At 56.6% G+C, this 25,854-nt stretch carries 21 protein-coding genes and 1 pseudogene; 14 read left to right on the top strand and 8 right to left on the bottom strand.

From position 1 onward, the window contains the following. Nucleotides 1-30: 30 nt before the first annotated feature. The 4 genes from fnr to CAI21_RS09045 form a co-directional block, all read right to left on the bottom strand. On the bottom strand, nt 31-783 hold the full coding sequence (gene fnr, locus CAI21_RS09060; protein ID WP_116301992.1) for a fumarate/nitrate reduction transcriptional regulator Fnr: 753 nt from the start codon (nt 781-783) through the stop codon (nt 31-33). A 109-nt stretch (nt 784-892) separates the two neighbouring features. Beyond that, nucleotides 893-1,582 carry a Crp/Fnr family transcriptional regulator gene (locus CAI21_RS09055; RefSeq protein WP_181919343.1) on the bottom strand — a complete coding sequence of 230 codons (690 nt, stop codon included), beginning with the start codon at nt 1,580-1,582 and terminating at the stop codon, nt 893-895. A 212-nt stretch (nt 1,583-1,794) separates the two neighbouring features. Further along, nucleotides 1,795-2,433, bottom strand: coding sequence for a two-component system response regulator NarL (gene narL / locus CAI21_RS09050; protein ID WP_116301990.1), 639 nt, complete (start codon nt 2,431-2,433; stop codon nt 1,795-1,797). Continuing rightward, nucleotides 2,433-4,268, bottom strand: a complete 1,836-nt coding sequence (locus tag CAI21_RS09045) for a type IV pili methyl-accepting chemotaxis transducer N-terminal domain-containing protein (protein ID WP_116301989.1) — start codon at nt 4,266-4,268, stop codon at nt 2,433-2,435. The genes narL and CAI21_RS09045 overlap by 1 nt, the downstream gene beginning before the upstream one ends. 420 nt (nt 4,269-4,688) lie before the next feature. Between CAI21_RS09045 and CAI21_RS09040 the strand changes: the two genes are divergently transcribed. Beyond that, nucleotides 4,689-6,107, top strand: coding sequence for a NarK family nitrate/nitrite MFS transporter (locus CAI21_RS09040; protein WP_116301988.1), 1,419 nt, complete (start codon nt 4,689-4,691; stop codon nt 6,105-6,107). 432 nt (nt 6,108-6,539) lie between these two features. Here the strand turns inward: CAI21_RS09040 and CAI21_RS09035 are convergent, their stop codons facing one another. The 3 genes from CAI21_RS09035 to CAI21_RS09025 form a co-directional block, all read right to left on the bottom strand. Further along, nucleotides 6,540-8,096, bottom strand: a complete 1,557-nt coding sequence (locus tag CAI21_RS09035; RefSeq protein ID WP_116301987.1) for an MFS transporter — start codon at nt 8,094-8,096, stop codon at nt 6,540-6,542. A 54-nt stretch (nt 8,097-8,150) separates the two neighbouring features. Further along, entirely contained in the window at nt 8,151-8,609 is a 459-nt protein-coding gene (locus CAI21_RS09030; protein WP_116301986.1) for a universal stress protein, read from the bottom strand. A 69-nt stretch (nt 8,610-8,678) separates the two neighbouring features. Continuing rightward, a complete protein-coding gene (locus tag CAI21_RS09025; RefSeq protein ID WP_116301985.1) occupies nt 8,679-10,340 on the bottom strand; it encodes an MFS transporter in 1,662 nt (553 codons plus the stop codon). Nucleotides 10,341-10,507: 167 nt separating this feature from the next. Here CAI21_RS09025 and CAI21_RS23135 point away from each other — a divergent pair, with 167 nt between their 5' ends. From CAI21_RS23135 to CAI21_RS24765, 7 genes and pseudogenes are all read left to right on the top strand, one after another. Next, a complete protein-coding gene (locus CAI21_RS23135) occupies nt 10,508-10,675 on the top strand; it encodes a hypothetical protein (RefSeq protein WP_181919342.1) in 168 nt (55 codons plus the stop codon). A gap of 287 nt (nt 10,676-10,962) precedes the next feature. Further along, a pseudogene (locus CAI21_RS09020) lies at nt 10,963-14,710 on the top strand (nitrate reductase subunit alpha). 82 nt (nt 14,711-14,792) lie between these two features. Further along, nucleotides 14,793-16,256 (top strand): nitrate reductase subunit beta, encoded by a 1,464-nt coding sequence (narH, locus tag CAI21_RS09015; protein ID WP_258868077.1) that lies wholly within the window; start codon nt 14,793-14,795, stop codon nt 16,254-16,256. Nucleotides 16,257-16,267: 11 nt separating this feature from the next. Beyond that, nucleotides 16,268-17,068: a nitrate reductase molybdenum cofactor assembly chaperone gene (gene narJ / locus CAI21_RS09010; protein WP_116301984.1), complete on the top strand. Its 801-nt coding sequence runs from the start codon at nt 16,268-16,270 to the stop codon at nt 17,066-17,068. Further along, nucleotides 16,983-17,663 carry a respiratory nitrate reductase subunit gamma gene (narI, locus tag CAI21_RS09005; protein ID WP_116301983.1) on the top strand — a complete coding sequence of 227 codons (681 nt, stop codon included), beginning with the start codon at nt 16,983-16,985 and terminating at the stop codon, nt 17,661-17,663. The genes narJ and narI overlap by 86 nt, the downstream gene beginning before the upstream one ends. 76 nt (nt 17,664-17,739) lie before the next feature. Continuing rightward, nucleotides 17,740-18,087 (top strand): hypothetical protein, encoded by a 348-nt coding sequence (locus CAI21_RS24770; protein WP_258868921.1) that lies wholly within the window; start codon nt 17,740-17,742, stop codon nt 18,085-18,087. Between the two features lie 32 nt (nt 18,088-18,119). After that, on the top strand, nt 18,120-18,509 hold the full coding sequence (locus tag CAI21_RS24765; RefSeq protein ID WP_258868920.1) for a peptidylprolyl isomerase: 390 nt from the start codon (nt 18,120-18,122) through the stop codon (nt 18,507-18,509). An 85-nt stretch (nt 18,510-18,594) separates the two neighbouring features. Here CAI21_RS24765 and CAI21_RS08995 read toward each other — a convergent pair whose 3' ends face one another. Then, nucleotides 18,595-19,557 carry an integron integrase gene (locus CAI21_RS08995; protein ID WP_116301982.1) on the bottom strand — a complete coding sequence of 321 codons (963 nt, stop codon included), beginning with the start codon at nt 19,555-19,557 and terminating at the stop codon, nt 18,595-18,597. A 223-nt stretch (nt 19,558-19,780) separates the two neighbouring features. Here CAI21_RS08995 and CAI21_RS08990 point away from each other — a divergent pair, with 223 nt between their 5' ends. The 6 genes from CAI21_RS08990 to CAI21_RS22875 all read left to right on the top strand — a co-directional run bounded on the left by CAI21_RS08990 (nt 19,781) and on the right by CAI21_RS22875 (nt 25,546). After that, nucleotides 19,781-20,149 (top strand): hypothetical protein, encoded by a 369-nt coding sequence (locus CAI21_RS08990; protein WP_116301981.1) that lies wholly within the window; start codon nt 19,781-19,783, stop codon nt 20,147-20,149. Between the two features lie 90 nt (nt 20,150-20,239). Beyond that, entirely contained in the window at nt 20,240-20,713 is a 474-nt protein-coding gene (locus CAI21_RS08985) for a hypothetical protein (RefSeq protein WP_116301980.1), read from the top strand. A gap of 100 nt (nt 20,714-20,813) precedes the next feature. Further along, nucleotides 20,814-21,776: an SET domain-containing protein gene (locus CAI21_RS08980; RefSeq protein ID WP_116301979.1), complete on the top strand. Its 963-nt coding sequence runs from the start codon at nt 20,814-20,816 to the stop codon at nt 21,774-21,776. Between the two features lie 127 nt (nt 21,777-21,903). After that, nucleotides 21,904-22,857, top strand: coding sequence for a potassium channel family protein (locus tag CAI21_RS08975; RefSeq protein WP_116301978.1), 954 nt, complete (start codon nt 21,904-21,906; stop codon nt 22,855-22,857). Between the two features lie 80 nt (nt 22,858-22,937). Then, nucleotides 22,938-24,038: a hypothetical protein gene (locus CAI21_RS08970; RefSeq protein ID WP_147305074.1), complete on the top strand. Its 1,101-nt coding sequence runs from the start codon at nt 22,938-22,940 to the stop codon at nt 24,036-24,038. 512 nt (nt 24,039-24,550) lie between these two features. Next, on the top strand, nt 24,551-25,546 hold the full coding sequence (locus CAI21_RS22875) for a hypothetical protein (RefSeq protein WP_147305073.1): 996 nt from the start codon (nt 24,551-24,553) through the stop codon (nt 25,544-25,546). The last annotated feature ends 308 nt before the right edge of the window (nt 25,547-25,854 follow it).

Here is a 25,854-nt window from a genome sequence, read left to right as displayed (position 1 = left end):
GGCGACAGCCGGTCCGGGCAGGGAATGCGCTTAAGCGCGGCCGCTGCGTAGCGGTACTTCCGACTCGCCGTGGGCCAATAGACGCAGCTCGGTTTGGTTGAGCAGGGTGATGTCGCGGCCGTCGGTGCACACTAATTCTTGTTTTTCCAAGCGGCGGAAGATGCGGCTCATGGTCTCCGGCGCCAAGCCTAGATAATTACCTAATTCGTGACGCGACATCGGCAGGCGGAAGCGCTTTGGCGACAAACCGCGATTGCCGAACCGGTCCGAGAGGGAGACGAGGACTACCGCCAGGCGCTGTTCGGCGGAGCGGTGGACCAACACTTGGTTCAGCGTTTGTTCGGTCGCTAATTCCCGGCTCATGATGCGCATCATATGGCGTTGTAGCGCAGGCCGGTTGAGGCTTAGCTTTTCCAAATCCGAGAAGGGTACTTCGCAGACGCTGGTGGTTTCTAACGCTACCGCAGTGGTCGGGTGGTTGTTGTAGTTAATCGCATCGAGGCCGATGACTTCGCCAGGCAAGTAAAAGCCGGAGACGAATTCGTCGCCGTTGGGGAGCAGGCGCGAGGTTTTGACAGCACCGGTGCGGATGGCGTAGATGGCACGGAAATCGCCGCCGCTATGGAAGAGGGGGGCGCCTCGGTCTAAAGGGCGCGGCCGCTTGATAATGCCGTCAAGGTCGTTGACTGCGACATCGTCGAGGTTCTCCGGCAGGCAGAGGGTGGCCAGGCGGCAATCGCTGCAATTGGTGCGTTGCTGACGTAACGGAGTGACTTGTGGCATAACGCTCTCCCGAAGCCGGATTTCATTAATTTTATCTTAACCTAGCGCCGCAGCCTAGCCGATCCCTATTAAGGGGTACTCGCGTCGTTTTTATAGGTAGCGGATCTGCCTACTGCGAAGCTTGTCCATACAGCCCTTGCACGTCGAGAATAATCACGGTTGCCGTTTCCACCCGGATCAATTCGGCGCTACTAAGTTTTTTCAGCGCGCGGGAAAAGGTTTCCGGTTCGATGGCGAGTTTCGAGGCGATAACCTGTTTCGGGGCCGGTAAGCGCAAGCATGTACCGTTATCGGCATCCTCTGGGATTAACCTTAGGAGGTAGCGTGCCAGTCGATTCGTCGCGCTCTGGAGTGTCAGATCTTCGATTTCGGTTAGGCGCCGGTGCAGCCGCTGACTCAAATTGCCCAGTAAGCGCAGGCAGCTTTGATGGTCGTCTTTCAACAGCTGTAAGTAAACCTGGTTGGGAATCGCGAGCAATTGCGTTTTTTGTAATGCTTCCGCCGACACCGGATAGCTGCGTTGTTCCATGAACATAACCGCTTCGGCGAAGGTTTTGTTCGGTTGAATCACATCGACAACTTTTTCTTCCCCAGCAGCATTGCTGCGAAAAAGCTTTACTAGGCCTTTTACCAGGAGGAAGAAACGCTCGGCAGGCTCGTTATGGTTGAACAGGCGCTCGCCGCGTTCTAAGTGGATGAGGCGGACCCGCTTGGTCAATTGATTGAGTTTGGTAGGAGACAGGTGCGAAAACAGGTAGTGCGACTGCAACTGCTCCGCGATATGTGTGGCTGTATGCATAGCCGCTCCAGCTATTTCGATAAAGGCTGCGGCGGTTATTCTGCCACCGCGTATTATCCGCATTATCCGTGAAGCGGCGGTCTACTTTCTTGATGCGAGTCAAGTGTGGGCGGCCATCCGGCGAGTGTGCCAAGCGGCCCCTGCGGGCGGGTTGCGCAGGGGAGCGTAGTCGACCGGTTTGGCTCGAGGGGCGCGGCCCCGTATTGCCTCGCCTAGCCGATGCCGTTATTGACCGCCCATACCGCTGCTTCCACGCGCGAGCGTAGGTTGAGCTTTTTCAGCAGGTTCTTGACATGAACCTTGACCGTGCCTTCGGTAATGTCCAGTTTGCGCGCCACCATCTTGTTGCTCAGCCCTTCGGCTAGGCAGGCTAGGATTTGTCGCTCGCGCGCGGTCAATGCATTCTGGCCGGCGGCCGATTCGGCCCGGCCGCTGACGACGCCGGCCAATACGCTGGCCAGCTGCGGGCTGATGACCATCTTGCCGGCGGCGGCTTCCTGGATGCGCGCCAGCAGGTCTTCCGGTTCCATGTCCTTGAGCAGGTAACCGTCTGCCCCGGCGCGTAGCGCGGTAACGACGTCTTCGTTAGCATCCGACACCGTTAGCATGACGATGCGGCAGGTGATGCCGTTGTCGCGGATCGCTCGGAGGACTTCGAGGCCGTCGATTTGGGCCATGTTTAGGTCAAGCAGAATCAGGTCCGGGTCCAGTTCGGAAGCGAGGGCGATCGCTTCCTTGCCGCCGCTGGCCTCGCCGGCGATGGTCAATTCCGGGTCCATTTCCAGCAGTTGACGGACGCCGCGCCGGAACAGGGGGTGATCGTCGACTATCAGAATTTGTGTGTTTGTCATTAGTTGCCTGTCAGTAACGTGGTGGTATCTTCCTCGCTGGCGGCCGGGGTGAAAGTCAGTTTTACCTCGGTGCCGCCTTCTTGGCGTCGTGCCAGGCTGAGGGTGCCGCCCAGGCCGTCCGCGCGCTCCTGCATAATGGTGCTGCCGTAGTGATTGGTACGGCGTTGCCAATCCTCCGGTAGTCCGACCCCGTCATCGCTTACGCGCACGACGACGCGGCCGTGGGCGTCGGTGTGCAGTTGCACGTCGCAGGTGCGTGCCCGCGCATGGTGCACGACGTTGGCTAAGGCTTCGCGCACGACCTGCAGGGTGTGGATTTCCTCGTTCGGGGTGAGCGGGCAGTGCTTGAGATCGTACTCAAGCTGTATCTCCAGTTCGCCGCGCTTGGAGAATTCGCGCACCGTGCCTTGTAGGGCTGGCTCAAGCCCCGGTTGGTCCATCTTTAGGCGGAAGGTAGTGAGGAGTTCGCGCAACTGGCGATAGGCGGAGTTGAGGCCCTCGCGCAGTTCGTCGATGACGGCCTGTTTGTCCTCGGCCGGCGCCTGATTGCGGATCAGGGTCTGGAGCCGTGTCACCTGTATCTTCAGGTACGACAGCGCTTGTGCCAGCGAGTCATGCAGCTCGCGGGCGATGACCGCCCGCTCGTCCATCAGTGCGAGGCGGCGCTGTTCCTCATGACGGCGGGATAGGGTCAATGCCGTGGCTATATGGCCGGCTACCGTTTCCACCAGTTCCAGTTGCCAGCGTTGAGGTTGGCGGTCGGGCGGATATTGGACCAGTAAGACGCCGTAACGGTGATCGGATTCGCCTACCGGTACCGTGCGCACGTGCATACGGCCGCGTATGCCTTGGAAACAGTCGCCGCATTCCGGCGCCTGACAGAAGCCGGGTTGACGCTCGTTTAGGGTCGAGATGCGCTGATAGGCTCGGTCGGCTTCCTCGTGGGATAGACACAGTGTGATCGGCCCTAGGCCGGTTACCTGTTCCATCTGTTCCAGGACGCTGCGATAGGTATGGCTGGAGGCAGGTTCGCCGTTGAGCTGACGGGCGGCCTGATACATAAGTCGCAGCGATTCGTTGCTGCGCTTGAGGGCGGCGGTTTTGTCCTCCACCCGCTGTTCTAGCTCTGCGTACATCCGTGACAGACTATCGTTCATCTGGTTGATGGTGCGCGAGAGCAAACCGAGCTCGTCGCCGCCTTCGTACGTCGTCCGGCCGCTAAAGTCGGCTCGCCGCACTTGATTGACCACCTGGAACAGGGCACGCAGAGGGGGTACGACGTCGGTGACCAGCTTATACATCGCCAGAAACACCAAAGCCAGCGTCATGAACAGTGTTGCCCCTTGTATAAGGCGCAGCAGTTGTAAGCGTGCTTCGGCTTCGCGTTGCAGCAGGGTGACGAATCCATCCACCTCGGTGGCAAAGTCAGATACCCCCTCATTATAGGCTGAGATAGCTGCGGTCGAGCCGGTGGCAGCCAAGGACGCTAGCGGGCGCAGCTCTTCCTCCCAGCGTTTGCGTAACCGCTCGTAGCTGGCATTAACGTCATGGCGTTGGGAGGCGGGAACCAGGCCTCTGATGGCGGGGCTATCTAAAGTGGCCTCAAACTGCTCGGCGTATTGCTCGATCTGTTGCGGTTCGGCATCCGGCAGCCTGGCGGCGATGCGGTAAGATTGCATCCGCAGCGAGCCGGCGTGATTGATGGCAGCAGCGTCGTCGCGGGCGGTTTCGGCGATGATGATCGACCCTAGCATGCTTGTTAGCGCCAGTATGACGATGCCGCCCATGGTAACCCCGGCGCGGAAGATCAGGGACTGGGTAATTGAGTTCTGCATATGTCCTCGATAGGTGTACCTCGAACCGCTTCGGCGGTGCTTTCGAGTCCCTTCGGTTATCGCCGTGGCAGTCGCGACCTCGGATAAATCATACGCTTGCGATTCTACTCCCCAATACCTCTTTCGAGATAGGGCGCGACAATAGATACAAACTGATGCTTGGACTCCTTGATCGCGGTCAAGGTTGCATTGGCCACGGCTTTTTAATGTTGCGCTAGCACGCCGTCGCGTTTCAATCTTTGGGTTCACCGAGCTTGTGCGCGCCCGAAGGGGCGTCTTTTCCGGCTCCTGATGGCATGCGCCACTGGGCCCACGACGGTGTTGTCTTCGAGAGACGCGTCTGGCCAGGCAACGGGGGAGGCGCTCTGAACCCGCAGATTGGAGCGTAATGGCGTACTACGCGCACAGGAGAGCTTAGCCATGGTTGCTACCCCCGAAATAGTCGGGCGCGATACCGGTAAGGGTCGCGTGCTGACCGATTGGCGGCCTGAGGATCCGCGCTTTTGGCATACGGTCGGTAAGCCCGTCGCTGCCCGCAACTTGGGGTTGTCCATCCCCGCGTTAGCCCTGGCCTTTGCGGTTTGGATGGTGTGGAGCGTTGTCGTAGTCAATCTCCCCTATGTGGGCTTTGACTACAGCACGAATCAGCTATTTTGGCTTGCTGCTTTACCTGGTCTGTCCGGCGCTACGCTGCGAGTGTTCTTTGCCTTTATGGTGCCGATTTTCGGTGGCCGCCGTTGGACTGCGTTATCCACCGCTGCGCTGGCAATTCCGGCGTTGGGTATCGGTTTCGCGACCCAGAATCCAGAGACGCCCTATTGGGTTATGGCTGTGTTGGCGGCGTTTTGCGGTGTGGGCGGCGGCAATTTTGCCTCGTCGATGGCTAACGTGAATTACTTTTTCCCCCGCAACGAAAAGGGTACCGCACTGGGGCTGAACGCAGGGCTCGGCAACCTCGGCGTGTCCTTGATGCAGTTCTTGGTGCCGGTGGCGATCACGGCGGGTGTTTTCGGAGCCTTGGGCGGGTCGCCGCTGATGTGGAGCGACGGCGAGTTCAGCAAGCCAATTTGGTTGCAGAATGCCGGTTTTATATGGGTGCCTTTCATCCTCCTCAGTGCCGTCGCGGCCTGGTTCGGGATGAACGATATCGCCTCCGCTAAGGCCTCGTTCAAAGATCAAGCAGTAGTTTTTCGGCGCAAGCATAACTGGCTGATGTCCTGGCTTTATATCGGTACCTTCGGTTCCTTCATCGGTTTCAGCGCCGGCTTCCCGATGTTGACCACAACGCTATTTCCTGGCGTGGATGCCATGCAGTTCGCCTTTATTGGACCTTTGTTGGCGGCACTGGTGCGGCCGGTAGGGGGGTGGGTATCCGACCGGGTGGGCGGTGCGTTGGTGACCTTGTGGACCTTTGTGCTGATGGCGGCGGCGGTGCTGGGGGTTATGTACTTTCTGCCAACCAGCGAGGCCAGCGGCAACTTCTATGGCTTTCTGAGCATGTTCTTGCTGTTGTTCATACTTGCCGGCGTCGGTAATGGTTCGACCTTCCGGATGATCCCGGTGATTTTTCTTAATCAGTGGCGCAAGAGGCTCGGTAACGGTCCGCTCGCCCTGGAGAGGGCGACGAGTAAGGCCGCTAAGGAATCTGGCGCCGCGCTGGGTTTCAGCTCCGCGGTAGGTGCCTTCGGCGGCTTCTTTATTCCCGGCAGCTATGGGGTGTCCATCACCCTTACCGGCGGCGTTCAGGCTGCTTTATTCGCATTCGTCGCGTTCTACGCTAGCTGCATTGCGATCACCTGGTGGTACTATGCCCGGCACGGCGCTGAGGCGCCGTGCTGAGCGCTCTGTAGCCAGCGCAGCGATGCGATACTCATCGGTACTTGCCGGCGCGATCGGCGCTCGTTACTCCTAATTACACTCCCCACTACCGGCGGCGTTCTACGAAACTGCGGGTTTTCGATACTGGTTTTAGTTCCGGTGTCGTGGCTAGCTAGGCAATAAACCGCTGACCAATTCCCTTGTCGGCTCTGGTGGCGCGGCGAGTTCGCTGCCAGGGGCGGCTGTATCGCCCTTGGTCACAAGCGCAACGCCGGCTGCGGCTCCGCCACGCGCCTTATCGGGTGGTGCTGCCGGTACGCGCGGTGTGGCCTTGGTCTGCCAGCGCAATGAGTTACGGCTTGACATTCAGGTGGCGGGTTACGGAGAAGGAGAAGCGGCCGCTCCGTCGGTCTAGACCGACGGAGCGAAGAGGAGAGGCAAGAGGGCACTAGGCTAGCGTGCCTCTCGGCCTCCGGTGGACTCCTCGACAGCGGTTTCCCTATTTGCGGAGGATAGAGCGACCTCACTGGTGGCAGTCTCGCTGGCGGCGATCTCCCGATCCACCGAGGAGAGATAGTAGTCTTCGTCGAAGGCGCCTTCCGGCTCCGCCAACCATAGGTAGCAGATCAGCCAGCTGACAAAGGCGCCGGCGGCGATGATCAAGAAGAACTGGGTGGGTGTGACGAACAGGAAAAGCGTCAGGTAGAACACCGCGCCAACGTTGCCGTAGGCGCCGGCCATCCCCGATATCTGGCCGGTGAGGCGGCGCTTGATCGAGGGAATGATGCCGAAGGTGGCGCCTTCCGAACCCTGTACGAAGACCGAGCAGGTGATGGTGATGGCGATCGCTACGATTAGCGGCCAACTCTCGTTCAACATCGCCATGAACAGGAAGCCGACGCCGATGCCGAACATATAGCTGAGCATCACGAAGCGGCGGTTACCCATGCGGTCGGAAACGAGGCCTCCGGCCGGTCTTGCCACGAGGTTGACAAAGGCGAACGAGGCGGCGATGGCGCCGGCGACAGCGGCCGTCAGGCCCCAGGTTTCTTCGAAGAACATCGGCAGCATGGAGACTACGGCAAGCTCTGCACCGAAGTTGGCGAAGTAGGTGGAATTCAGTGCGACCACGCTTTTGAAGGGATACTTATCGTCCTCGGGTACCCCTTTCTTCAGAATTGGGATATTCACCCGCAGCGCTTGTACGATCTGGTAGAGCACCGCGGCGCCTATCAGTACGTAGCAGATGATGGCGCCGGTTTGGCTGATGTAGCCCATCATCTGTACCCGCCAAACCAGTAGCGCGAGGATGCCGATCAGCGGGATCGTCATGATAACGAGCATGACCAGATCGCCCCAGGTGCTGACCTCCAGCGCGCTGGCGTTGCGCGGTTTGCGGTGCGTATCGGCCGTGGGGCCGTCGGTGATGGCAAACCAGTAGAAAATGCCGTAGCCGGCCATGATGATGGCGCTGATGCCGATGGCGTAACGCCAGCCGTCGTCGCCGCCGAGCAGGGTGAGGGCGATGGTGGGCAGCGTCATGGCGGCGGCGGCCGAACCGAAGTTGCCCCAGCCGGCATAAAAGCCTTCGGCGAAGCCGATGTCGCGCGGTTTGAACCACAAAGCCGTCATATGGATGCCGACGACAAAGCTAGCGCCGATGGAGCTGAGCACCAGACGGGAGACCAATAGCTGAGTCATCGTGTTGCCGAAGGCGAATACCAGGGCTGGAATGGCCATGGCCACCATAAGCACGGAGAACACCCGGCGCGGTCCGTAACGGTCCAGCGCCATGCCGATGATGATGCGGGCCGGAATGGTTAAGGCCACGTTAGCGATGGCGAAGAGCTGAATATCTTGGCGGGTCAGCCAGTCGACGCTACGCAGCATGCTGGTAGCCAGCGGCGCCATGTTGAACCAGACATAGAAACAGATGAAAAAGGCGATCCAGGTTAAGTGCAGTGCCTTGATCTCTGGGCTCTTGAACTTGAAGACGTCTGCGACTTTCATCGTTGTAATCCTCGGTCGGTGGGTCCGCTACCCTCGCCGCAGTGCGCGGGCAAGCTAGCGGCTCGGCAAGATCAGCAGGGGGCATTCCACGCGGCGGGCGAGAAATGAGCTGACGCTGCCGAAGGTCATGTAGTCGATCTCGTCGACCAAGGCCGTCAGCGCGCGCCCGACCAGTCCGGTGTCCGATTCGTTGCTATGGCGGGCGATGACCAGCAGATCCGGCACTCGCTCCTTGGTGGCGCGCAGGATCATCTTGCGGGCATCGCCTTCAGCGATGATGATCTCGACGGCGAGGCCTTCCTCGCGCAATAGCCTGGCGGCGTTGTTGGCGCCTGTTTTGAGGGCCTCGTACTCCTCGTTGAATTTGTCTTCGTTAACGGAGGTGTTGGAACGCGGTTCTTCGACAACGCTGATCAGCACGATTTGAGGGGCTAGAGCCTTGAACAGCGTCACCGTCTGGGCCAATGCGAGCCGCGCATTACGCGAGTCGTCGTAAGCAACCATGATTTTCATCGGGTACTTTCCCCCCGGCGGCTTGCGCCGCCGGTTTAATTGGATGGGTTGGCGGTGTCAGTGCATGCCTTAGGGGTTTTTGACGTAGGCGTTGCGCCGCAGGTAGAACCACCAGTTGAGAATCAGGCACAGGGCGTAGAACACCGCGAAGCCGTAGAAGGCCAGCTCCGGCGTGCCGGCGCGGATCTGATCGCCGATGACCAGCGGCGCGACGAAGGAGCCGTAGGCGCCTACCGCCGAGGTCCAACCCAGGACAGGGCCTTTTTGCTCCTGATTGAAGATCACCCCGATGGTGCGGAAGGTGGAGCCGTTACCGATGCCGGCGGCGGCGAAGATCACCATGAACAGCAGAATGAAGGCCAGGAAGTAATCTTCGGGGCTTGGCGAGGCGTAGGCGAGCGTGAGCAGGTAGCCGACGGCGGCCGAGGCGATCACCATCACCACCGCAATCACCTGAGTGACGATCGATCCACCTACCTTATCGGATAGCCAGCCACCTACCGGGCGAATCAGCGCGCCGACGAACGGTCCGATCCAGGCGTAGGTCAGGGCGCTCGGAGCGTTGGGGTTGGCTACGTGCTCAATGACCTGCCCATCGGGGCCCAGTACGGCGCTTTGGCCGAAGATGACCGTGATCGACAGCGGCAGAGCCATCGAGAAGCCGATGAACGAACCGAACGTGAGGATGTAGAGGATCGTCATCGACCAGGTGTGTCGGTCGTTGAAGATTCGGTACTGACGCTTGAGGTTGCTGTTGATATCGCCGGGGATGAGGAGCATCAGGCCCAGAGTGAGGCCGATTACCAGCGGCATCATTATCCAGACGTTGAGCACGCCCAGTCCGGTGGGGGCAGGCAGATACAGGTACAGGCCAATTGCCGAGGCAATGAAGCCGATGCCGTACAGGCCGATGATTTTGCCGAAGGCGGCGGAGGCACTCGGTAGCTTGGGAGTGATCGGCTTAAGATTGTTCATGCCGAACCAGGTGGCGAAGGCCAGCGGGATCAGGAAGAGCAGCCAGATTAAGCCGCCGTTTTGGATCCAGGTCGGGGTGCCGGCCTCGATGCGGCCGATCAAGGTGCCGCTGGAGCGCTCCAGCAGCATCGGTTCACCCGCCAGGGCGCCGAAGATGCCGACTGTCATCACCGCCGGGATTAGGATCTGCATGGTGGTAACGCCGAAGTTACCGAGACCCGCGTTCAGGCCCAGGGCTAACCCTTGCTGCTTCTTCGGATAGAACGTGCTGATGTTGCTCATGGAGCAGGCGAAGTTGCCGCCGCCGATGCCTGATAGGAAGGCCAACAGTTGGAATACCCAAAGCGGGGTTTCCGGATTCTGCAGCGCTAAGCCCGCACCGAGGGCGGGAATCATCAGCATCGTGGTGGTGAGGAAGATGGTATAGCGCCCGCCCGCGATCCGGATGAAGAACGAGGCGGGTATGCGCAGCGTGGCGCCGGTTAGGCCGGCGATGGCGGTCAGGGCGAAGAGTTCGGTTTCGGAAAACGGAAAGCCGAGGTTATGCATCTGCACTGTGAGAATGCCCCACATTAGCCAGACTGCAAACCCCATCAATAACGCCGGGATGGAAATCCAGAGGTTACGCGTTGCAACGCGCTTGCCTTCCCGTTCCCAAAATTCCGGGTTCTCGACGTCCCATTGCTCAATGTCCGCGTTGGCGGACTGCTTACCTTCTTGAGGAGTTTCGGCTCCCCACTTTTTTGTGTTCGCCATTGTTAGGTCCTTCGCTTTCTGATGACTGTCTGATGACTGTCGCGCGCGTGTGCTAAACAAGCAGGAGTACGCTTGCTCTGGACGCTACGATAGGGCGAGGCCGTAGAAATTGATTGAAAGCAAGTTTATATGGCAGTAGGGATGTGCTTTTAAGGAGGTTACCACTAATGGGGTATGTTTTTGATATTGGTATAAGGTGTTGTTTTTTAGTGATTTTTATGGTTTTCCTTGGTTTTGTTGAGGGTTGTAGAGAGGCTTGGGAAATATTTGGGGGTAGCGTTAATAATGCCGCTTTATTTTTGTTCCGTGCGGTTTTGATTTTCGGTTTGCGCTGATATTTTCCAGGGGGGTTATTTAAAAGCGGGTCGGTTGAATTTGGCTTTATGTCATCGTCCTATTTCGGCTTGGGTAGGCTCTATCTCGAAGGAGGTAGAAGGGAGGTATTCCTGTCGATTAAGGCGGGCGAAAGGGTTGATTCAAGTCAATGTTCCGAGAGGCTCCGCTACCTAATGTGGCGTCATGCCCGATGTGTACGAGGGCCGAATCGTAGCGATCTGCACCCCTAGGGCTGGGACGCCGGTGCACGCTGCCGGACCGAATTCGGAATATAGGAAGAAACCAAATGAGTCACTTACTCGACAGGCTGATGTTCTTTAAGAAGGTCCAAGGCGAGTTCGCCGACGGCCACGGCCAGACGACGAAAGAAGACCGCTCCTGGGAGCAGGCTTATCGTGCCCGTTGGCAGCACGATAAAGTCGTCCGCTCCACGCACGGCGTGAACTGCACCGGCTCTTGTAGCTGGAAAATCTACGTCAAGAACGGTTTGGTTACCTGGGAGACGCAGCAGACCGACTACCCCCGCACGCGGCCGGATCTGCCGAACCACGAACCGCGCGGTTGCCCGCGCGGCGCAAGTTATTCCTGGTATATGTACTCGGCCAACCGGGTGAAGTACCCGATGATCCGTGGCGAGTTGCTCAAGCTCTGGCGGGCAGCGATCAAAGAACACCACGATCCGGTTAAGGCTTGGTCCTCCATCGTCGAGGACTCGGATAAGGCCAAAAGCTACAAATCCCGCCGTGGACGGGGCGGTTTCGTGCGCTCCACCTGGGATGAGGTTAACGAGCTTATTGCTGCGGCCAACGTCTATACGGCTAAGCAGTACGGACCGGACCGCATCATCGGTTTTTCGCCGATCCCGGCGATGTCCATGGTCTCTTACGCTGCCGGGAGCCGCTACCTGAGCTTGATCGGCGGTACCTGCATGAGCTTCTACGACTTCTACTGCGATCTGCCGCCGGCCAGCCCGATGACCTGGGGTGAGCAGACCGACGTGCCGGAGTCCGCCGACTGGTACAACGCCGGTATGATCATGATGTGGGGTTCCAACGTGCCCCAGACTCGGACCCCCGACGCTCACTTTATGACCGAGGTGCGCTACAAGGGCACCAAGGTCGTGACCGTGACGCCGGACTTCTCCGAGGCTTCCAAGTTCGGCGATTTATGGTTGCACCCCAAACAGGGCACCGACGCCGCCGTCGCAATGGCCATGGGCCATGTCATCCTCAAGGAATTCCACCTCGATAAACCCAGCGAGTATTTCCAAGAGTACTGCCGCAAGTACACCGACATGCCGATGCTGGTACGCCTCGATGAAGGTAAGCACGGCTTGGTGCAAGGCCGCATGCTTCGGGCCTCCGACCTGGAGAAAAACCTAGGCGAGGACAACAACCCCGACTGGAAAACCATCGCCATCAGCGAACAATCGGGCGATTTGGTAGTGCCTAACGGTTCGATCGGTTTCCGTTGGGGCGAGCAGGGCAAGTGGAATCTCGAAGAGAAGGCCGCCGGCAAAGAGGAAAAGCTGCGCCTGACCCTGCTCGGCGAGCATGACGAGGTAGCCTCGGTAGCCTTCCCGTACTTCGGCGGTATCGAGCACGAGCATTTTCAGAACACTGACCACCCGGACGTACTCACACATAAGGTGCCGGCCAAGCGGATCAAGTTGGCCGACGGGTCGGAAGCCCTGGTCGCCAGCGTTTACGACTTGATGATGGCGCACTATGGGATCGACCGCGGCTTGGACGACCCTAACGCTGCGAAAAACTTTGACGAAGACCTGCCCTACACCCCGGCTTGGCAGGAGCGCATCACCGGCGTGCCCCGCAGCCAAATCATTCAGGTCGCGCGCGAGTTTGCCGACAACGCGCACAAGACCCACGGGCGCTCGATGATCATCATCGGCGCGGCGATGAACCACTGGTACCACATGGACATGAACTACCGTGGCGTCATCAACATGCTGGTGATGTGCGGCTGCATCGGCCAAAGCGGAGGTGGTTGGGCGCACTACGTCGGCCAGGAGAAATTGCGGCCGCAGGCCGGTTGGGCGCCGTTCGCCTTCGCGCTGGACTGGAATCGTCCGCCGCGCCACATGAACTCAACCTCCTTCTTCTACAATCACTCCGATCAGTGGCGTTATGAGAAGTTGTCGGTACGCGAGATCCTCTCGCCGCTGGCCGATCCGAAGGAGTACTCCGGTTCTCTGATCGACTACAACGTTCGCTCCGAGCGCATGGGTTGGTTGCCCAGTGCGCCGCAGTTGGGGCGTAACCCGATCGAGGTCTGCCGCGAAGCCGAAGCCGCCGGCATGGATCCCAAGGATTACGTGGTCAAGAGCCTCAAGGACGGTTCCCTGCGCATGGCCTGCGAGGACCCGGACAACCCGGTCAACTTCCCGCGCAACATGTTCGTTTGGCGCTCCAACATCCTGGGCTCTTCCGGCAAGGGCCACGAGTACTTCCTCAAGCATCTGCTCGGCACCCGCCACGGCCTGCAAGGCAAAGACTTGGGCGAGCAGGGCGGGGAGCTACCGGAAGAGGTCGTTTGGCACGAAGAGGCGCCGGAAGGCAAGCTCGACTTGCTGGTGACGCTGGACTTCCGCATGTCCAGCACCGCCTTGTACTCGGATATCGCCCTGCCCACGGCGACCTGGTACGAAAAGGACGACCTCAACACCTCAGACATGCATCCGTTTATCCACCCCCTATCGGAGGCGGTCAAACCGGCGTGGGAGGCACGCTCGGACTGGAATATCTACAAAGGCATCGCCGAGGCCTTCTCGAAAGTGGCCGAAGGCCATTTAGGTGTGGAGAAGGACATTGTCACCCTGCCGTTGTTGCACGACTCGCCGGCTGAGTTGGGTCAGGCGCTGGACGTACAGGAATGGAAGAAAGGCGAGTGCGAGCCGATTCCAGGTAAGACGATGCCGAATCTGGTCGTGGTAGAGCGCGACTATCCCAACACCTACAAGCGGTTCACCTCGCTCGGGCCCTTGATGGATAAATTGGGCAACAACGTCAAAGGCATGACTTGGAATACCGAGCATGAAGTGGAGAACCTGGCCGCGCTCAACGGCACCGTCCGCGAGGAGGGGCAGACCAAGGGCCGGCCGCGGATCAACACGGCCATCGACGCTGCCGATACCATCATGATGCTGGCGCCGGAGACCAACGGCGAAGTGGCGGTCAAGGCCTGGGAGGCGCTTTCCAAGACCACGCCGCGACCATACCCACCTGGCGCGGCCGAAGGAAGACGAGAAGATTCGTTTCCACGATATCCAGACCCAGCCGCGCAAGATTATTACTGCGCCGACCTGGTCTGGCATCGAGTCGGAGAAGGTCTGCTACAACGCCGGCTGGACTAACGTCCATGAGCTGATTCCCTGGCGCACCCTGTCCGGGCGGCAGCAGTTCTACCAGGACCACAAGTGGATGCGTGCCTTTGGCGAGACGCTGACCAGCTACCGGCCGCCGATTAATACGCGGACCATCGCCCAGGTGCACAATAAGAAGCCCAACGGCAACAAAGAGATCGTGCTGAACTGGATTACTCCTCACCAGAAGTGGGGCATTCACTCCACGTACAGCGACAACCTGCTGATGCTCACCTTGGCCCGCGGCGGTCCCATCGTGTGGATGTCGGAAGACGACGCCAAGGCGGCCGGCATCGAGGATAACGATTGGATCGAGGTCTTCAACGTCAACGGCGCGCTCACCGCGCGGGCGGTGGTCTCGCAGCGCGTCAATCCAGGCATGGTGATGATGTATCACGCGCAGGAGCGGTTGGTGAACGTTCCCGGCTCCGAGGTTACCGGTACCCGCGGCGGTATGCATAACTCGGTGACGCGTCTGGTGGTCAAGCCGACGCATATGATCGGCGGTTATGCCCAGCAAAGTTACTTTTTCAACTACTACGGCACAGTCGGCTGCAACCGCGATGAGTTCGTCGTCGTCCGCAAGATGGACAAAGTCGACTGGCTAGATGACGACACCGTCCACGGTGTTGACCAATCGGAGGTGGCGCAATGAAAGTCCGTGCACAGATCGGTAAAGTCCTCAACCTCGACAAGTGCATCGGCTGCCATACCTGCTCGGTGACGTGTAAGAACGTTTGGACCAGCCGCGAAGGAATGGAGTATGCCTGGTTCAACAACGTCGAAACCAAGCCCGGGATCGGTTACCCCAAAGACTGGGAGAACCAGGACCGCTGGAACGGCGGCTGGAAGGTAAAAACGGCGAGCTGACGCCGAAGATCGGCGGTAAATGGCGGATACTGGCGAACGTCTTCGCCAATCCCGACCTGCCGGCGATCGACGACTACTACGAGCCGTTCAACTTCGACTACGAGCGTCTGCACAATGCGCCGGCCTCGCAGCACCAGCCGACGGCGCGGCCATTCTCCGCGCTCACCGGCCAAACCATGGAAAAAATCGAGTGGGGCCCGAACTGGGAGGAAATCCTCGGCGGCGAATTCGAAAAGCGCAGCAAGGATTACAACTTCCAGCAGGTGCAAAAGGACATCTACGGGCAGTTCGAAAACACCTTCATGATGTACCTGCCGCGGTTGTGCGAGCACTGCCTCAACCCGACTTGCGTAGCGAGCTGCCCCTCGGGCGCGATCTACAAGCGGGAAGAGGACGGCATCGTCCTGATCGACCAGGACAAATGCCGCGGTTGGCGGATGTGCATCAGCGGCTGCCCGTACAAAAAGATCTACTACAACTGGTCTTCGGGTAAGTCTGAGAAATGCACCTTCTGCTTCCCGCGCATCGAAGCCGGCTTGCCGACGGTATGTTCGGAAACCTGCGTCGGCCGTATCCGCTACTTGGGTGTCCTGCTGTATGACGCCGACCGTATCAAAGAAGCCGCCTCGGCGCCCAACGAGCGTGAACTCTACGAGCAGCAGTTGCGCGTGTTCCTCGATCCCAACGACCCAGAGGTGATCGAGGCGGCGCGCAAGGAAGGCATACCGGAGTCCTGGCTGGAAGCGGCGCGTAACTCGCCGGTTTACAAAATGGCGATGGAGTGGAAGGTTGCCTTCCCGCTGCACCCGGAATATCGCACCTTGCCGATGGTCTGGTACATCCCGCCGCTGTCGCCGATTCAAAATGCCGCCGCTCAGGGCGAGCTAGGCGCCAACGGCTTGATTCCGGACGTCAAGAGCCTGCGCATCCCGGTCAAATACCTGGCCAACCTGCTGACCGCCGGCGATGAGCGCCCGGTGGTGCACGCCCTGGAACGGATGCTCGCGATGCGGGTGTTCAAGCGCGGGCAAACGGTGGAAGGCATCACGGACCAACAGGTGCTCGACGACGTCGGCCTGACCGAAGATCAGGTCGAGGAGATGTACCAGGTGATGGCCATTGCCAACTACGAAGACCGCTTCGTCGTGCCCAGCGGCCACAAGGAACTGACGGAAGAAGACGCCTACGGCGCACGCAGCGGCTGCGGCTTCTCCTTCGGCGACGGTTGTCATGGCGGCGGTACCTCGAAAGTCAGCCTGTTTGGCGGCAAAAGCCCGACCAAGCGCGGCTTTCCGGCCCGCGTCGAGTTTAAGCCGAAAGATAGGGTCTGAAGGAGGCGGAGATGAAAATACTCAAGCTTATCGCAACCTTGCTGCATTATCCCGAGCAAGCGCCCGCCGAGTATCGGAACGCCTGTCTGGAAGTTCTGCAGGAAGACACCTTGCTGTCTGCCGAGAGCAAACAACGCTTAGCGGCTTATGTGGACGGTATGGCCGATGCGGATCTGATGGATCTCCAGTCCCGCTACGTAGAAACCTTCGACCGCGGCCGCGCCGTCTCCCTGCACCTGTTCGAGCATGTGCACGGCGAATCGCGCGATCGCGGCCAAGCGATGGTCGATCTGCTGGATGTTTACCGCTCGCACGGTATGGAAGTGGCGCTCTCCGAACTGCCGGATTATCTGCCGCTGTTTCTGGAGTTTCTCTCCATTCTGGAGCCGGAGGAAATCGTCTCCTGGCTGCAGGAAGTCGCGCATATCCTTCAGGTTCTGCACCTGCGCCTGAGCGAACGCGGCAGCCCGTACGCCGTGCTGTTCGAGCCGCTGCTGGAGCTGGGTGAACTGGAGCCTGCCTCGGAAGTGCTGCGTGAACAGATCAAGGCCGAGCCGCGCGACGACACGCCGGAAGCGATCGACGAGGCCTGGGCGGAAGAGCCGGTAAGCTTCGCCGGTATGCCCGGCGGCGCTTGCGGCAGTCAAAGCGACGGCCAGGTCAAAGTGGTGCAATGGGGGACCCGCGCAAGGCCGCGGGTTCGGCGAACGCCTAAGGAGACGCATTATGGACTACATCAACCAATTCCTATTCGGGTACTTCCCGTATATTGCTCTGGCGGTGTTCGTCATCGGGAGCATTGCCCGCTTTGATCTGTCGCAGTACACCTGGAAGGCCCATTCCAGTCAGATGCTGGACAACAGCAAAGCTTTCCAACTTGGCAACAAGCTCTTTCACAGCGGGATCATCTTGCTGTTCTTCGGCCACTTGTTCGGCTTATTGACGCCAAGTTCGGTTTACTACGCGCTTGGCCTTACCGCGTCGAGCAAGCAGCTACTGGCCATCATTGCCGGCGGCATCTTCGGCACCATGACCTTCATCGGCATGACCATTCTGGTTCACCGCCGCTTGTTCAATCCGCGGGTACGGGCCAACTCCAGCCAGATGGATACCTTCATCCTGCTATTGCTGTATGTGCAGCTGATTCTCGGCATGCTCACCATTCCGATCTCGGCCGGCCACCTGGACGGCGGCGTGATGCTGCAACTGTCCGACTGGGCACAGCGCATCGTCACCTTCCGCGCCGGTGCGGCGGAAGCGATTGCCGACGTCAACATCATCTTCCAGCTGCATATCTTCCTTGGGCTGGTGATGTTCCTAGTCTTCCCCTTCACCCGTCTGGTGCACGTCTTCAGTGCGCCGGTGTGGTACCTGGGGCGGCGTTATCAGCTGGTGCGGCAGCGCTAAGCCCGGCGAAACTGCCATATCCTTGTAACACGACGCCGGGTAATCCCGGCCGTCAGCGCGAATAAAGGTGGTCGTGATGACAATCCAAGTGAACGGGCGTGCTATCAGCGAACGGGAAATCAACATCGAATCGGCACACCATCCGGCCGAAGACCCGCGACTGAGCCAACGGCAGGCTGCCGTGGCCTTAGTCATCCGCGAGTTGCTTCTTGATCGCGCCGAACAGGCGCTGGCTAAGCCAGGCGCCGACGATGCCGCCGAGCAGGAAGCCATTATCGAACGTTTGCTGGAAGCGGAGCTGGTTTACCCGAAAGCTGACGACCAGGCTTGTCGCCGTTACTACCAGCAAAATCCAGACCGTTTCCGCAGCCCCGACCTCTATGAAGCACGCCATATTCTGCTGGCTGCGCGCCGGAAGACTTAGCGGCGCGCGAACAGGCCCGCGATGCGGCCGAAGTGTTGATCGAGCAATTACAAGCCGCGCCGGAGCGGTTCGCCGAGCTGGCCGGTCGACATTCTGCTTGCTCATCCAAAGAGCAGGGCGGCAACCTCGGGCAGCTTAGCAAAGGGCAGACTGTGCCCGAGTTTGAAGAAGCTTTAGCGCTGATGCCTATCGGTCTGGCCACCAGTCCGGTCAACACGCGCTACGGATTCCACGTGGTGGAGCTCGTGCACAAGGTGGAAGGCGCGCTGCTGCCGTTCGCCCAGGTGCGCCAGCGGATCGCCGATTACCTGGAGCAAAAGGCCTACCGGCGGGCATTAAGCCAGTACCTACAGATTTTGATTAGCGAGGCGGTGATCGAAGGCATCGAATTGGACGGGGCAGATTCGCCGTTGTTGCAGTAGCTTCGTTTGATTTGAGTGGCGAGCGCTGGTGTGCCGCTTACTCAGCGGGGGGCAACCGCAGTCTGTGACCGCCGCTGCCACACAACTACCCCAGAGGGCTGCGAACCCCCGCGAAACGTTGACCGAGCACGTGAGTGTAAATCTGGGTCGTGCGCAAGTCGGCGTGGCCGAGAAGATCCTGCACCGTGCGAATATCGGTACCACCGCGCAATAGCTCTGTCGCGAAACTATGGCGGAATGTATGGCAACCAGCGGGCTTGTTAATCCCGGCCGCCTTCACCGCCCGTCGGACAGCTCTCTGAACAGATGTAACGTGACGATGGTGCCGGACCACATTACCGAGGTTATCGCTACTGAGGCTATGGGAGCTGAATAGCCATTGCCATTCGAGCGACGTTCCAGCACTGGGATATTTGCGAGAAAGCGCGTGGGGCAGGCTCACCGGGTGCTTATATTCAGGGTCCTGCTCTTTCCAGCGCTTCTCAATATCCGCAATATGCGCCTGAAGCTGCGACATGAGGGAGCTTGGCATTAATGTGGCCCGGTCTTTGGCTCCCTTGCCGTCTCGTACCGTAATCAATTGACAACTAAAATCGAGGTCTTTAACTCTGAGTCGACAGGCCTCCGTAACCCGTAAACCGGCGCCATACATGAGTGATGCGATTAACCGATGAGGTGGGCCGAGCTTATCAATAATCTGTAGGACTTCGTCATGGCTGAGCACAACAGGTAACTTCTTGGGTTTCTTAGGCCGAGCGACCTCCCCGATATCGCCTAGTGGCATGTTTAGTACTTTGTTGTAGAGGAAAACGAGTGCATTCAAAGCCTGCGCCTGAGTGGCTGATGCTACGTTGCGATGCAGCGCCAGCCAGGTGAGAAACTCATTGACCTGCAGCGGTCCCATCTCCTTGGGATGTTTCATCCCGTGAAACCGTATGAAATAACGAATCCAATACCAGTACGCCTTTTCCGTGCGAATGCTATAGCGATGGACGCGCATCAGGGCGCGAACCTGATCTCGCAGACGCGGCTGTGCCTTCCTTGTCATATACGCGCTCCCTGTTTTTGGCGACTGTATGGATACACAGTATTATTGTTGGAGCGAATCATAGACGTCAACCGAATACATGGTGCTGAGCGAGGAAGTTCGCTAAAGTGTTGGTAATCAAGAAATATAAGCAGTGCGTTGTGGCAGCCAAAGCGCGGAATAATGAAGCGCGCGGTTTTTTGCAATGATAAAGCGCGCTGTCTAACCACTGTTAAATTTCACTATGGATACTGAGCTTCGGGAACAACTAAAGGCCAATTTCCGAAAGGAGGTCTTTGAAGTACTTGATCTGATTTCCTCGAAAGAGGAGCAATTGGATTACCAGGCAAAAGCTCCTATCGCTTATGTCTCGGCAGAGCTATTCAATCAGTGGGAGGACTGTTACCAAACTCCCAAAGAGCAGGATTGGTACAAAGAGGCATTCTCGAAAGCAGAGCTAAAGGTCTTCCAAGAATTTGATGAAGCATTAGAGGCTGTTTCTAAAGATGTGCCGCAGAATCCACCGGATATACATGATTTCGTCAAAACCCCTGAGTGGGAGAAGCTATCCAATGCAGCTAGGATTGCTCTTACTAAGCTGCAAAAAATTTAACAAGTGGCAGCAGTCGGAACGTTTTTCCGCTCCTTCGTCGCTCCAAAACGTCCGCTGTGCCAAGCGTTAAACATCAAGGAGTAGCCGGCAGTGGATTGGCTAAGTAATCTTGCACCTGTTTTATTGACTCTGATTGGTGGCGGAGCCGGATGGCTTCTGAAGTCAAAGCTAGAGGCTAAACGCAGAGTTGAGGAATCTCTACAAGAAGAAGCAGCTCAAATCTATCTTGAAATCTTGCTGCCTTTTGCGACCCTATTTTCGGACTTGTCTCCTAAGAGCCAGGCAGAAACGTTGAAAAAAATTAAGTCCCGTGAGTACCGGGAAAAGTCATTTAAGTTAGTTCTTGTTGGTTCTGATGAGGTAGTTTCCTCATGGAACTCCATGTGGTCAACTATATATGCAGCTGAGCGTGGAGAAGGCAAAAGTACAGATATACTAATAGAATTTGGAAATGTGTTGCTGGCAATTCGTCGCAGTCTCGGAAATAGTTCTACGTCAATGTCGAACAAAGATTTGCTAAAGTGGTTGATAAAAGACATTGATACGGTGGAGTCCAATGTTTAACAAGGCCAATCACAGCGACAGCTTTTCCGTTTCGGCTTCGCCTACACTACAAAGCTGCGCGTGTTGGCGGCGTTATGCGACTCAAAAGAACTGAGGTGCTATGACCAAAGGTTTGAAGATGGACGAAGCTCGCCGCGATGGTTTCGGCGAGCGAATATTTCCGATCAAGGAACTTTGTAAAGAGTTGAATGGCACATTGCGCTGCAAAAACTGCAATGCTCAAGTCCAATACGTGTCCTCGTATACCAAAGAGTCCTCAAAGAGGCCCGTGGCGGCGTATCTGAAGTTGTGGCAAGGCGCTGAACATGAACAAAGTTGCCCTTTTACGGTGAAGGGGGCAGTCGAGCAACTAGTTGCGACGTCAGAATCGGTCGAAGGTGCGGACCCGCTGATGGTGCTTCAGTCTGATGGCAACTATTTGTTTCGAATGAATGTGTTAGTTGACGCGGTTGGGGAGTTGGAACGGTCTCGCGAGGGTGGTGCTACGGCAGCGCAGCCAGGCCATAACCGAGAGGCAGCAACATTTCGGCCGTCTGGCCGACGACTAGCGTCATATTTTCGGTCTGCTGTGGGAGTTGCGCGCATCAGGTCATTGATTCAAGAGTCGGATGACTTAAATCTTCTGAAGCAACTTTTAATTATTGAGTACAAGTCCAATAAAGTCTCATGGAACAACTTTTACTACGATGATGAAAGGTATCAGGCACTTTACAAAGCGCTTAAGTCCCGACGTATTCAATACCCGGTTGCCGTTCAAGTAACAGTAAAGGGGAGCATTGAGCACTACGCCAACGCTAAAAAATTTGCTTGGAGCTGTCGCTGCTACAGTCAGATCGTTGAAATTGATGGTACAAGGCATATATTCGTTCCGACGATACGCTTTTCAGACGAGCAGGTGGCAAGTGGAATCGCTGCTGGAAAAACTTACTTGCTTGTGTGCTCTGCGTGGCTTGGAAATGATTCTGACCCACAAGCAAAGGATGGCAAAGTAATCGTTTACAAAAATGTGAGTTTCGGTGTTCACAATCCATCGCAGCTAAGACTGGACGTTGGTGGCGAGTGATTTCCATAACAAGTGGCAGCAGTCGGAACGTTTTTCCGCTCCTTCGTCGCTCCAAAACGTCCGCTGTGCCAAGCGTTGGGCAGCGTCCCTAAAAAGCTTTGGGCGGATCAACTGCGAGATCGATTAGGTGTTTAAGCGAAGGCGGCCTGGTTTCTACGGAATCATCTATCTATGCAATGTGGCGGCGTTTGGGGTCGTATATGCCTGCTTGTTCGCCGACGATTTTGGCGTTGAGGGCGGCTTGACCCCTCTGCTAGCGCTTTACTTTAGCGTTGTTACCGTCACGACGCTCGGTTTTGGTGATATCACCCCATCACTAAACAGCACCTACCTTCTAATCGCTGTTGTCGCCCAAGTGGTGGCTGGGGTGACGACTATCGGCTTGTTCCTGAACGCTCTATCCCAAAAGTGGAGCGACATAAAGGACGCGCAAGTCCGGGCAAGGTACGAAGAGGAGGAGGCGCGCCGTATAGCTAGATATTTGTCAATTCTACGGCCTATCATCGCCGATCATCTGAAGGTGTTGGCGGAATGCTATAAGGTTACTGCCACCGAAGTCGGTAAGAGATTCAGAATTCGGCCGCGGGATATGTTTACGGAGCGGTACTTCGATCAGGTCTCCCTCATCGACTACTACTCTGATAGAACGAGGTTCGGAAAAGGAAGGCTTTTGGGGGAGGTGCTGCACGAAGATAATGATAGGTTCAGGAAGGACTTGGAAGGTTATCTGGCAAAATTTGCGCACGGACTTCCAGTTGATACGGTGCAGAAGATAAGCGCAATGCAGCGTTCTCAGTTTCTAAATTACCCGTCAGTCTCGATTCAAATATATCGGCTGAACAAACAAATGGGCGTGCAGACGGCGCGTCAGCACATAATATCGCTTGAGCATAGTTCGCGCGCTGAGCCGGGGCATGCGAAGCCAATGCGAGAGTATCATGCGCTCCTGCAAGACGTTATCGATGATATCGAAAGATATCTTCCTGATGATCCGATGGAGGTCTCCATCATGCTTGAGAATCATGTGGCTCCCCCTGTTGGATCAGCGATCGCTGAGCCTCTGAAGGGGCGTGGCGGCTAGCCCAACTAGGCGCTGGAGCCGACGCCAGCAAGCTGGCGCGGCTCAGCTTCGTCGTTAGGCTACTTTGGGTGGAGTGATCATTGCGTAAGATGTGTGTTTTCTGCGGGAAGCATCCGGAGAAGAAGTCGAAGGAGCACGTCGTCCCGCAGTGGCTGATCGAGGCGACCGGCGACCCTAACAGGGCCGTGTACTTGGGGATTGTTAAAGACTTCGAAAATGGTTTTCGGCCCCGAACCTATGCGTTTGATCAATTTTCCTTCCCAGCCTGCGAAGAATGTAACAACCGACACTCCTCGCTCGAGGATGCGGCGAAGTCGGTTCTCAATGCCATTACGGCGCAGCAAAAAGTTGGGCCAGCGGAGATGTCCGTCCTCCTCGACTGGTTCGACAAGGTTCGTGTGGGGCTTTGGCTGGGATTAAATCAACTCGACAAAAACTACGTAGATATAGAGCCGCAATTCGCAATAGCGAGCCGCATGGGCCAGTACGATCGGATGCTCTGCATTGAGAAGTCGGACGGCGAGACCAAGAAGCTCAACTTTGGTGGCGTTGACACTGTTGCCTTCGCCTTCTCGCCGACCGCTTTCGTGTTAATTGTAAACAACTACTATTTCACCAATATATCGCACATGTTCTTGATATCGCGGAGGATCGGGTTTCCTTACCCTCGCTCCGCCTACATCCTCCCTGACAGCGACCGCCTTGAGATAGACCTGCATCCTGGTCGCGAGCGAATGTCTTTGCCGCTAATAAGGCGGCGCATGAAAGAGCGAGGAACCGTGATCTACCAGCCTATGTTTCCTGGTGGGTTAGTCGACGGCGACATGAGTATTTATGATAAGCCGTACGTCAGAAAGCATAGCCTCGATCACGCGCAAGGCAGGGGGAGCCTTTTTCTTGAAGTCCGCAACGGTCTTCAGGAGCTTCGACCGGGTCAAAGCATCTCAATAGAGCCACACCATGTGCATGACGACTGGGAGCTCTTCGTCAGTACAGCGGTCCACGTGTGCGAATGGCAGAACTGGCTGAACAGCCAACTCCCCAGCATGGACAAACTATCAAAGGCCCAGCAGGCCTATATCAAAAAGCGTTACGGGCTTGCTAGGAAATTGAACAACATGCTGATTCGGCATCACACAAGCTTGCTCCGACCCGAGGCAAGGGGCAAGGTCAAGGGTTAGCCTAACGAGGCGCCGCAGCCGACGGCTCCGCCGCGGCTGAGCTTCGACGTTAGATTACGCATGAAGTACATCGCACCTGAACAACTAGGACTGCATCTGCGCTTGGGCCGATCCCTCGCCCAGTTCATACGAATTGGCCAGTACTTCGAGTCCAAGACGTTTGACTGGGTCACCCTGACGGGAACCGAAGACCAAGCTCGGATTACGTTAGTCCGGTCGCGGGATGAGGGAGCGCCATGGTTTTGCGACGTTGCAGCGTTCACAACCGTCGCGGAGGATGACCCCTCTGAGGAGCTCCATTTCACCGGGAGCCTCGAAGAGTGTCTTGTGTGGCTTGAGTCTGAGCTCGGAGGCAGCCGGAGTCGCTTCCTAGGCCCCGGCATGATAGACGACGTCTACAGTCAGTACGTCGCCAAAAGGGATGAAATCTAACACGGCGCTCAAGCCGACTGGCCTACGCTGCGCTCCGGCCAGCGGCTTAGCTATGCGTTACACATCAACGGATATATCGAATGACCTCAAATAGATTCTGTGTTTTTTGTGGAAACCCACCAGAAAAAAAGAATCGAGAGCACATACTTCCTCAGTGGCTGATTGAGTTAACTGGAGATCCCAAAAGAGTTGTAAATTTTGGTACAAATTTTAGAGACGGGCGAACTATTAGATTTGATTGGTTAAATTTCTGTGTTCCAGCGTGTGAGAGCTGCAATACGGAATACTCAGATCTGGAAGGTAGAGCAAAATCCTATGTTCTGACGTTGCTTGATAGAGGCGCTCTAACAAGTAATGAATACATAGATTTTATGGATTGGATGGATAAAGTTCGTGTAGGACTTTGGATTGTATATCATTTTATTCAAGGTAACCCCACCAATATTCAGCCCAGCTTTCATATCAAGTCGAGGATAAGTCAAAAAGATCGAATGATTGCTATCTATCCGATCGAGGGTGACGGGGTTGGCTTAAATGCCTTTGGAACAGAATCACTAGTATTTCATAGTCAGCCATCTTGTATGGGGTTGAGAATAAATAATATCTTGATCATTAATATGTCCAGTGATTTTCTTTTTTCCGCACGTTGTGGTTTTCCGTTTCCCAAAAGCCGTTTTACTAGGCTTGATGGAGAAAACCCTTACATGATGCATACTAGTGATTTTTCGATAGCTAGAAAAATTAAGCACCCGCTTATAAGAAAACCAATAATTAAACCTTCCATACATCTTTATCAACCGATTATGGGTAGGTCCTTGGGTAAGAGATTTCAATCAGATTTCATGGGTGATTACAATAGCTTTGATTCATATTTGGCTAAACATACACTTCCGCCTTACCCTTCGGGTAAGGGCATATTGTACTTTCAGCATTTGGATCGAGTCGAACCAATATATGATATTAATGAGCCGATAGAGTTTCAGACTTGCACAGGAATACATTCAAAACCAATGTATAGTCTCGTGAGACAGGTCTATGAATTTCAAAATTATATCTACAAAAAGAAAGATATTTAGCAGAAGATCGCGAGCTAGTTCTGAATCATGCAAAGAGAACGAAATTGCTCTTAAAGTGGAATGATAAGGTTGTTGCACATTACTCAGGCATGAAAATGTGTAACAAAGCCATCAATTTGACCGCCTTACGCTGCGCTTCAGGCGGCAAATTATGGCGACGTTATGCCGTGGGAAACATACCGAGTTAAAATTATGCGGAGTCGAGATGTTTACGTAATTGGTAGCCTTGGTGTTTTTCTCACCGCAGTTATAACTTTGTCGTTGTGGGCGGACGTCCTAGAGACGTCATCGGCATTAGGAGCGGGGGC

The organism is Alkalilimnicola ehrlichii, assembly GCF_003399765.1.
Taxonomy (GTDB): Bacteria; Pseudomonadota; Gammaproteobacteria; order Nitrococcales; family AK92; genus AK92.
The sequence above is the reverse complement of the archived record's forward strand: the minus strand, read 5'-3'. Positions and strand labels throughout refer to the sequence as shown.

Coding starts and splice junctions, on each gene's coding strand:
- fnr (WP_116301992.1), bottom strand. CDS start 783: ATGCCACAAGTCACTCCGTTACGTCAGCAACGCACCAATTGCAGCGAT.
- CAI21_RS09055 (WP_181919343.1), bottom strand. CDS start 1,582: ATGCATACAGCCACACATATCGCGGAGCAGTTGCAGTCGCACTACCTG.
- narL (WP_116301990.1), bottom strand. CDS start 2,433: ATGACAAACACACAAATTCTGATAGTCGACGATCACCCCCTGTTCCGG.
- CAI21_RS09045 (WP_116301989.1), bottom strand. CDS start 4,268: ATGCAGAACTCAATTACCCAGTCCCTGATCTTCCGCGCCGGGGTTACC.
- CAI21_RS09040 (WP_116301988.1), top strand. CDS start 4,689: ATGGTTGCTACCCCCGAAATAGTCGGGCGCGATACCGGTAAGGGTCGC.
- CAI21_RS09035 (WP_116301987.1), bottom strand. CDS start 8,096: ATGAAAGTCGCAGACGTCTTCAAGTTCAAGAGCCCAGAGATCAAGGCA.
- CAI21_RS09030 (WP_116301986.1), bottom strand. CDS start 8,609: ATGAAAATCATGGTTGCTTACGACGACTCGCGTAATGCGCGGCTCGCA.
- CAI21_RS09025 (WP_116301985.1), bottom strand. CDS start 10,340: ATGGCGAACACAAAAAAGTGGGGAGCCGAAACTCCTCAAGAAGGTAAG.
- CAI21_RS23135 (WP_181919342.1), top strand. CDS start 10,508: ATGGGGTATGTTTTTGATATTGGTATAAGGTGTTGTTTTTTAGTGATT.
- narJ (WP_116301984.1), top strand. CDS start 16,268: ATGAAAATACTCAAGCTTATCGCAACCTTGCTGCATTATCCCGAGCAA.
- narI (WP_116301983.1), top strand. CDS start 16,983: ATGGACTACATCAACCAATTCCTATTCGGGTACTTCCCGTATATTGCT.
- CAI21_RS24770 (WP_258868921.1), top strand. CDS start 17,740: ATGACAATCCAAGTGAACGGGCGTGCTATCAGCGAACGGGAAATCAAC.
- CAI21_RS08995 (WP_116301982.1), bottom strand. CDS start 19,557: ATGACAAGGAAGGCACAGCCGCGTCTGCGAGATCAGGTTCGCGCCCTG.
- CAI21_RS08990 (WP_116301981.1), top strand. CDS start 19,781: ATGGATACTGAGCTTCGGGAACAACTAAAGGCCAATTTCCGAAAGGAG.
- CAI21_RS08980 (WP_116301979.1), top strand. CDS start 20,814: ATGACCAAAGGTTTGAAGATGGACGAAGCTCGCCGCGATGGTTTCGGC.
- CAI21_RS22875 (WP_147305073.1), top strand. CDS start 24,551: ATGACCTCAAATAGATTCTGTGTTTTTTGTGGAAACCCACCAGAAAAA.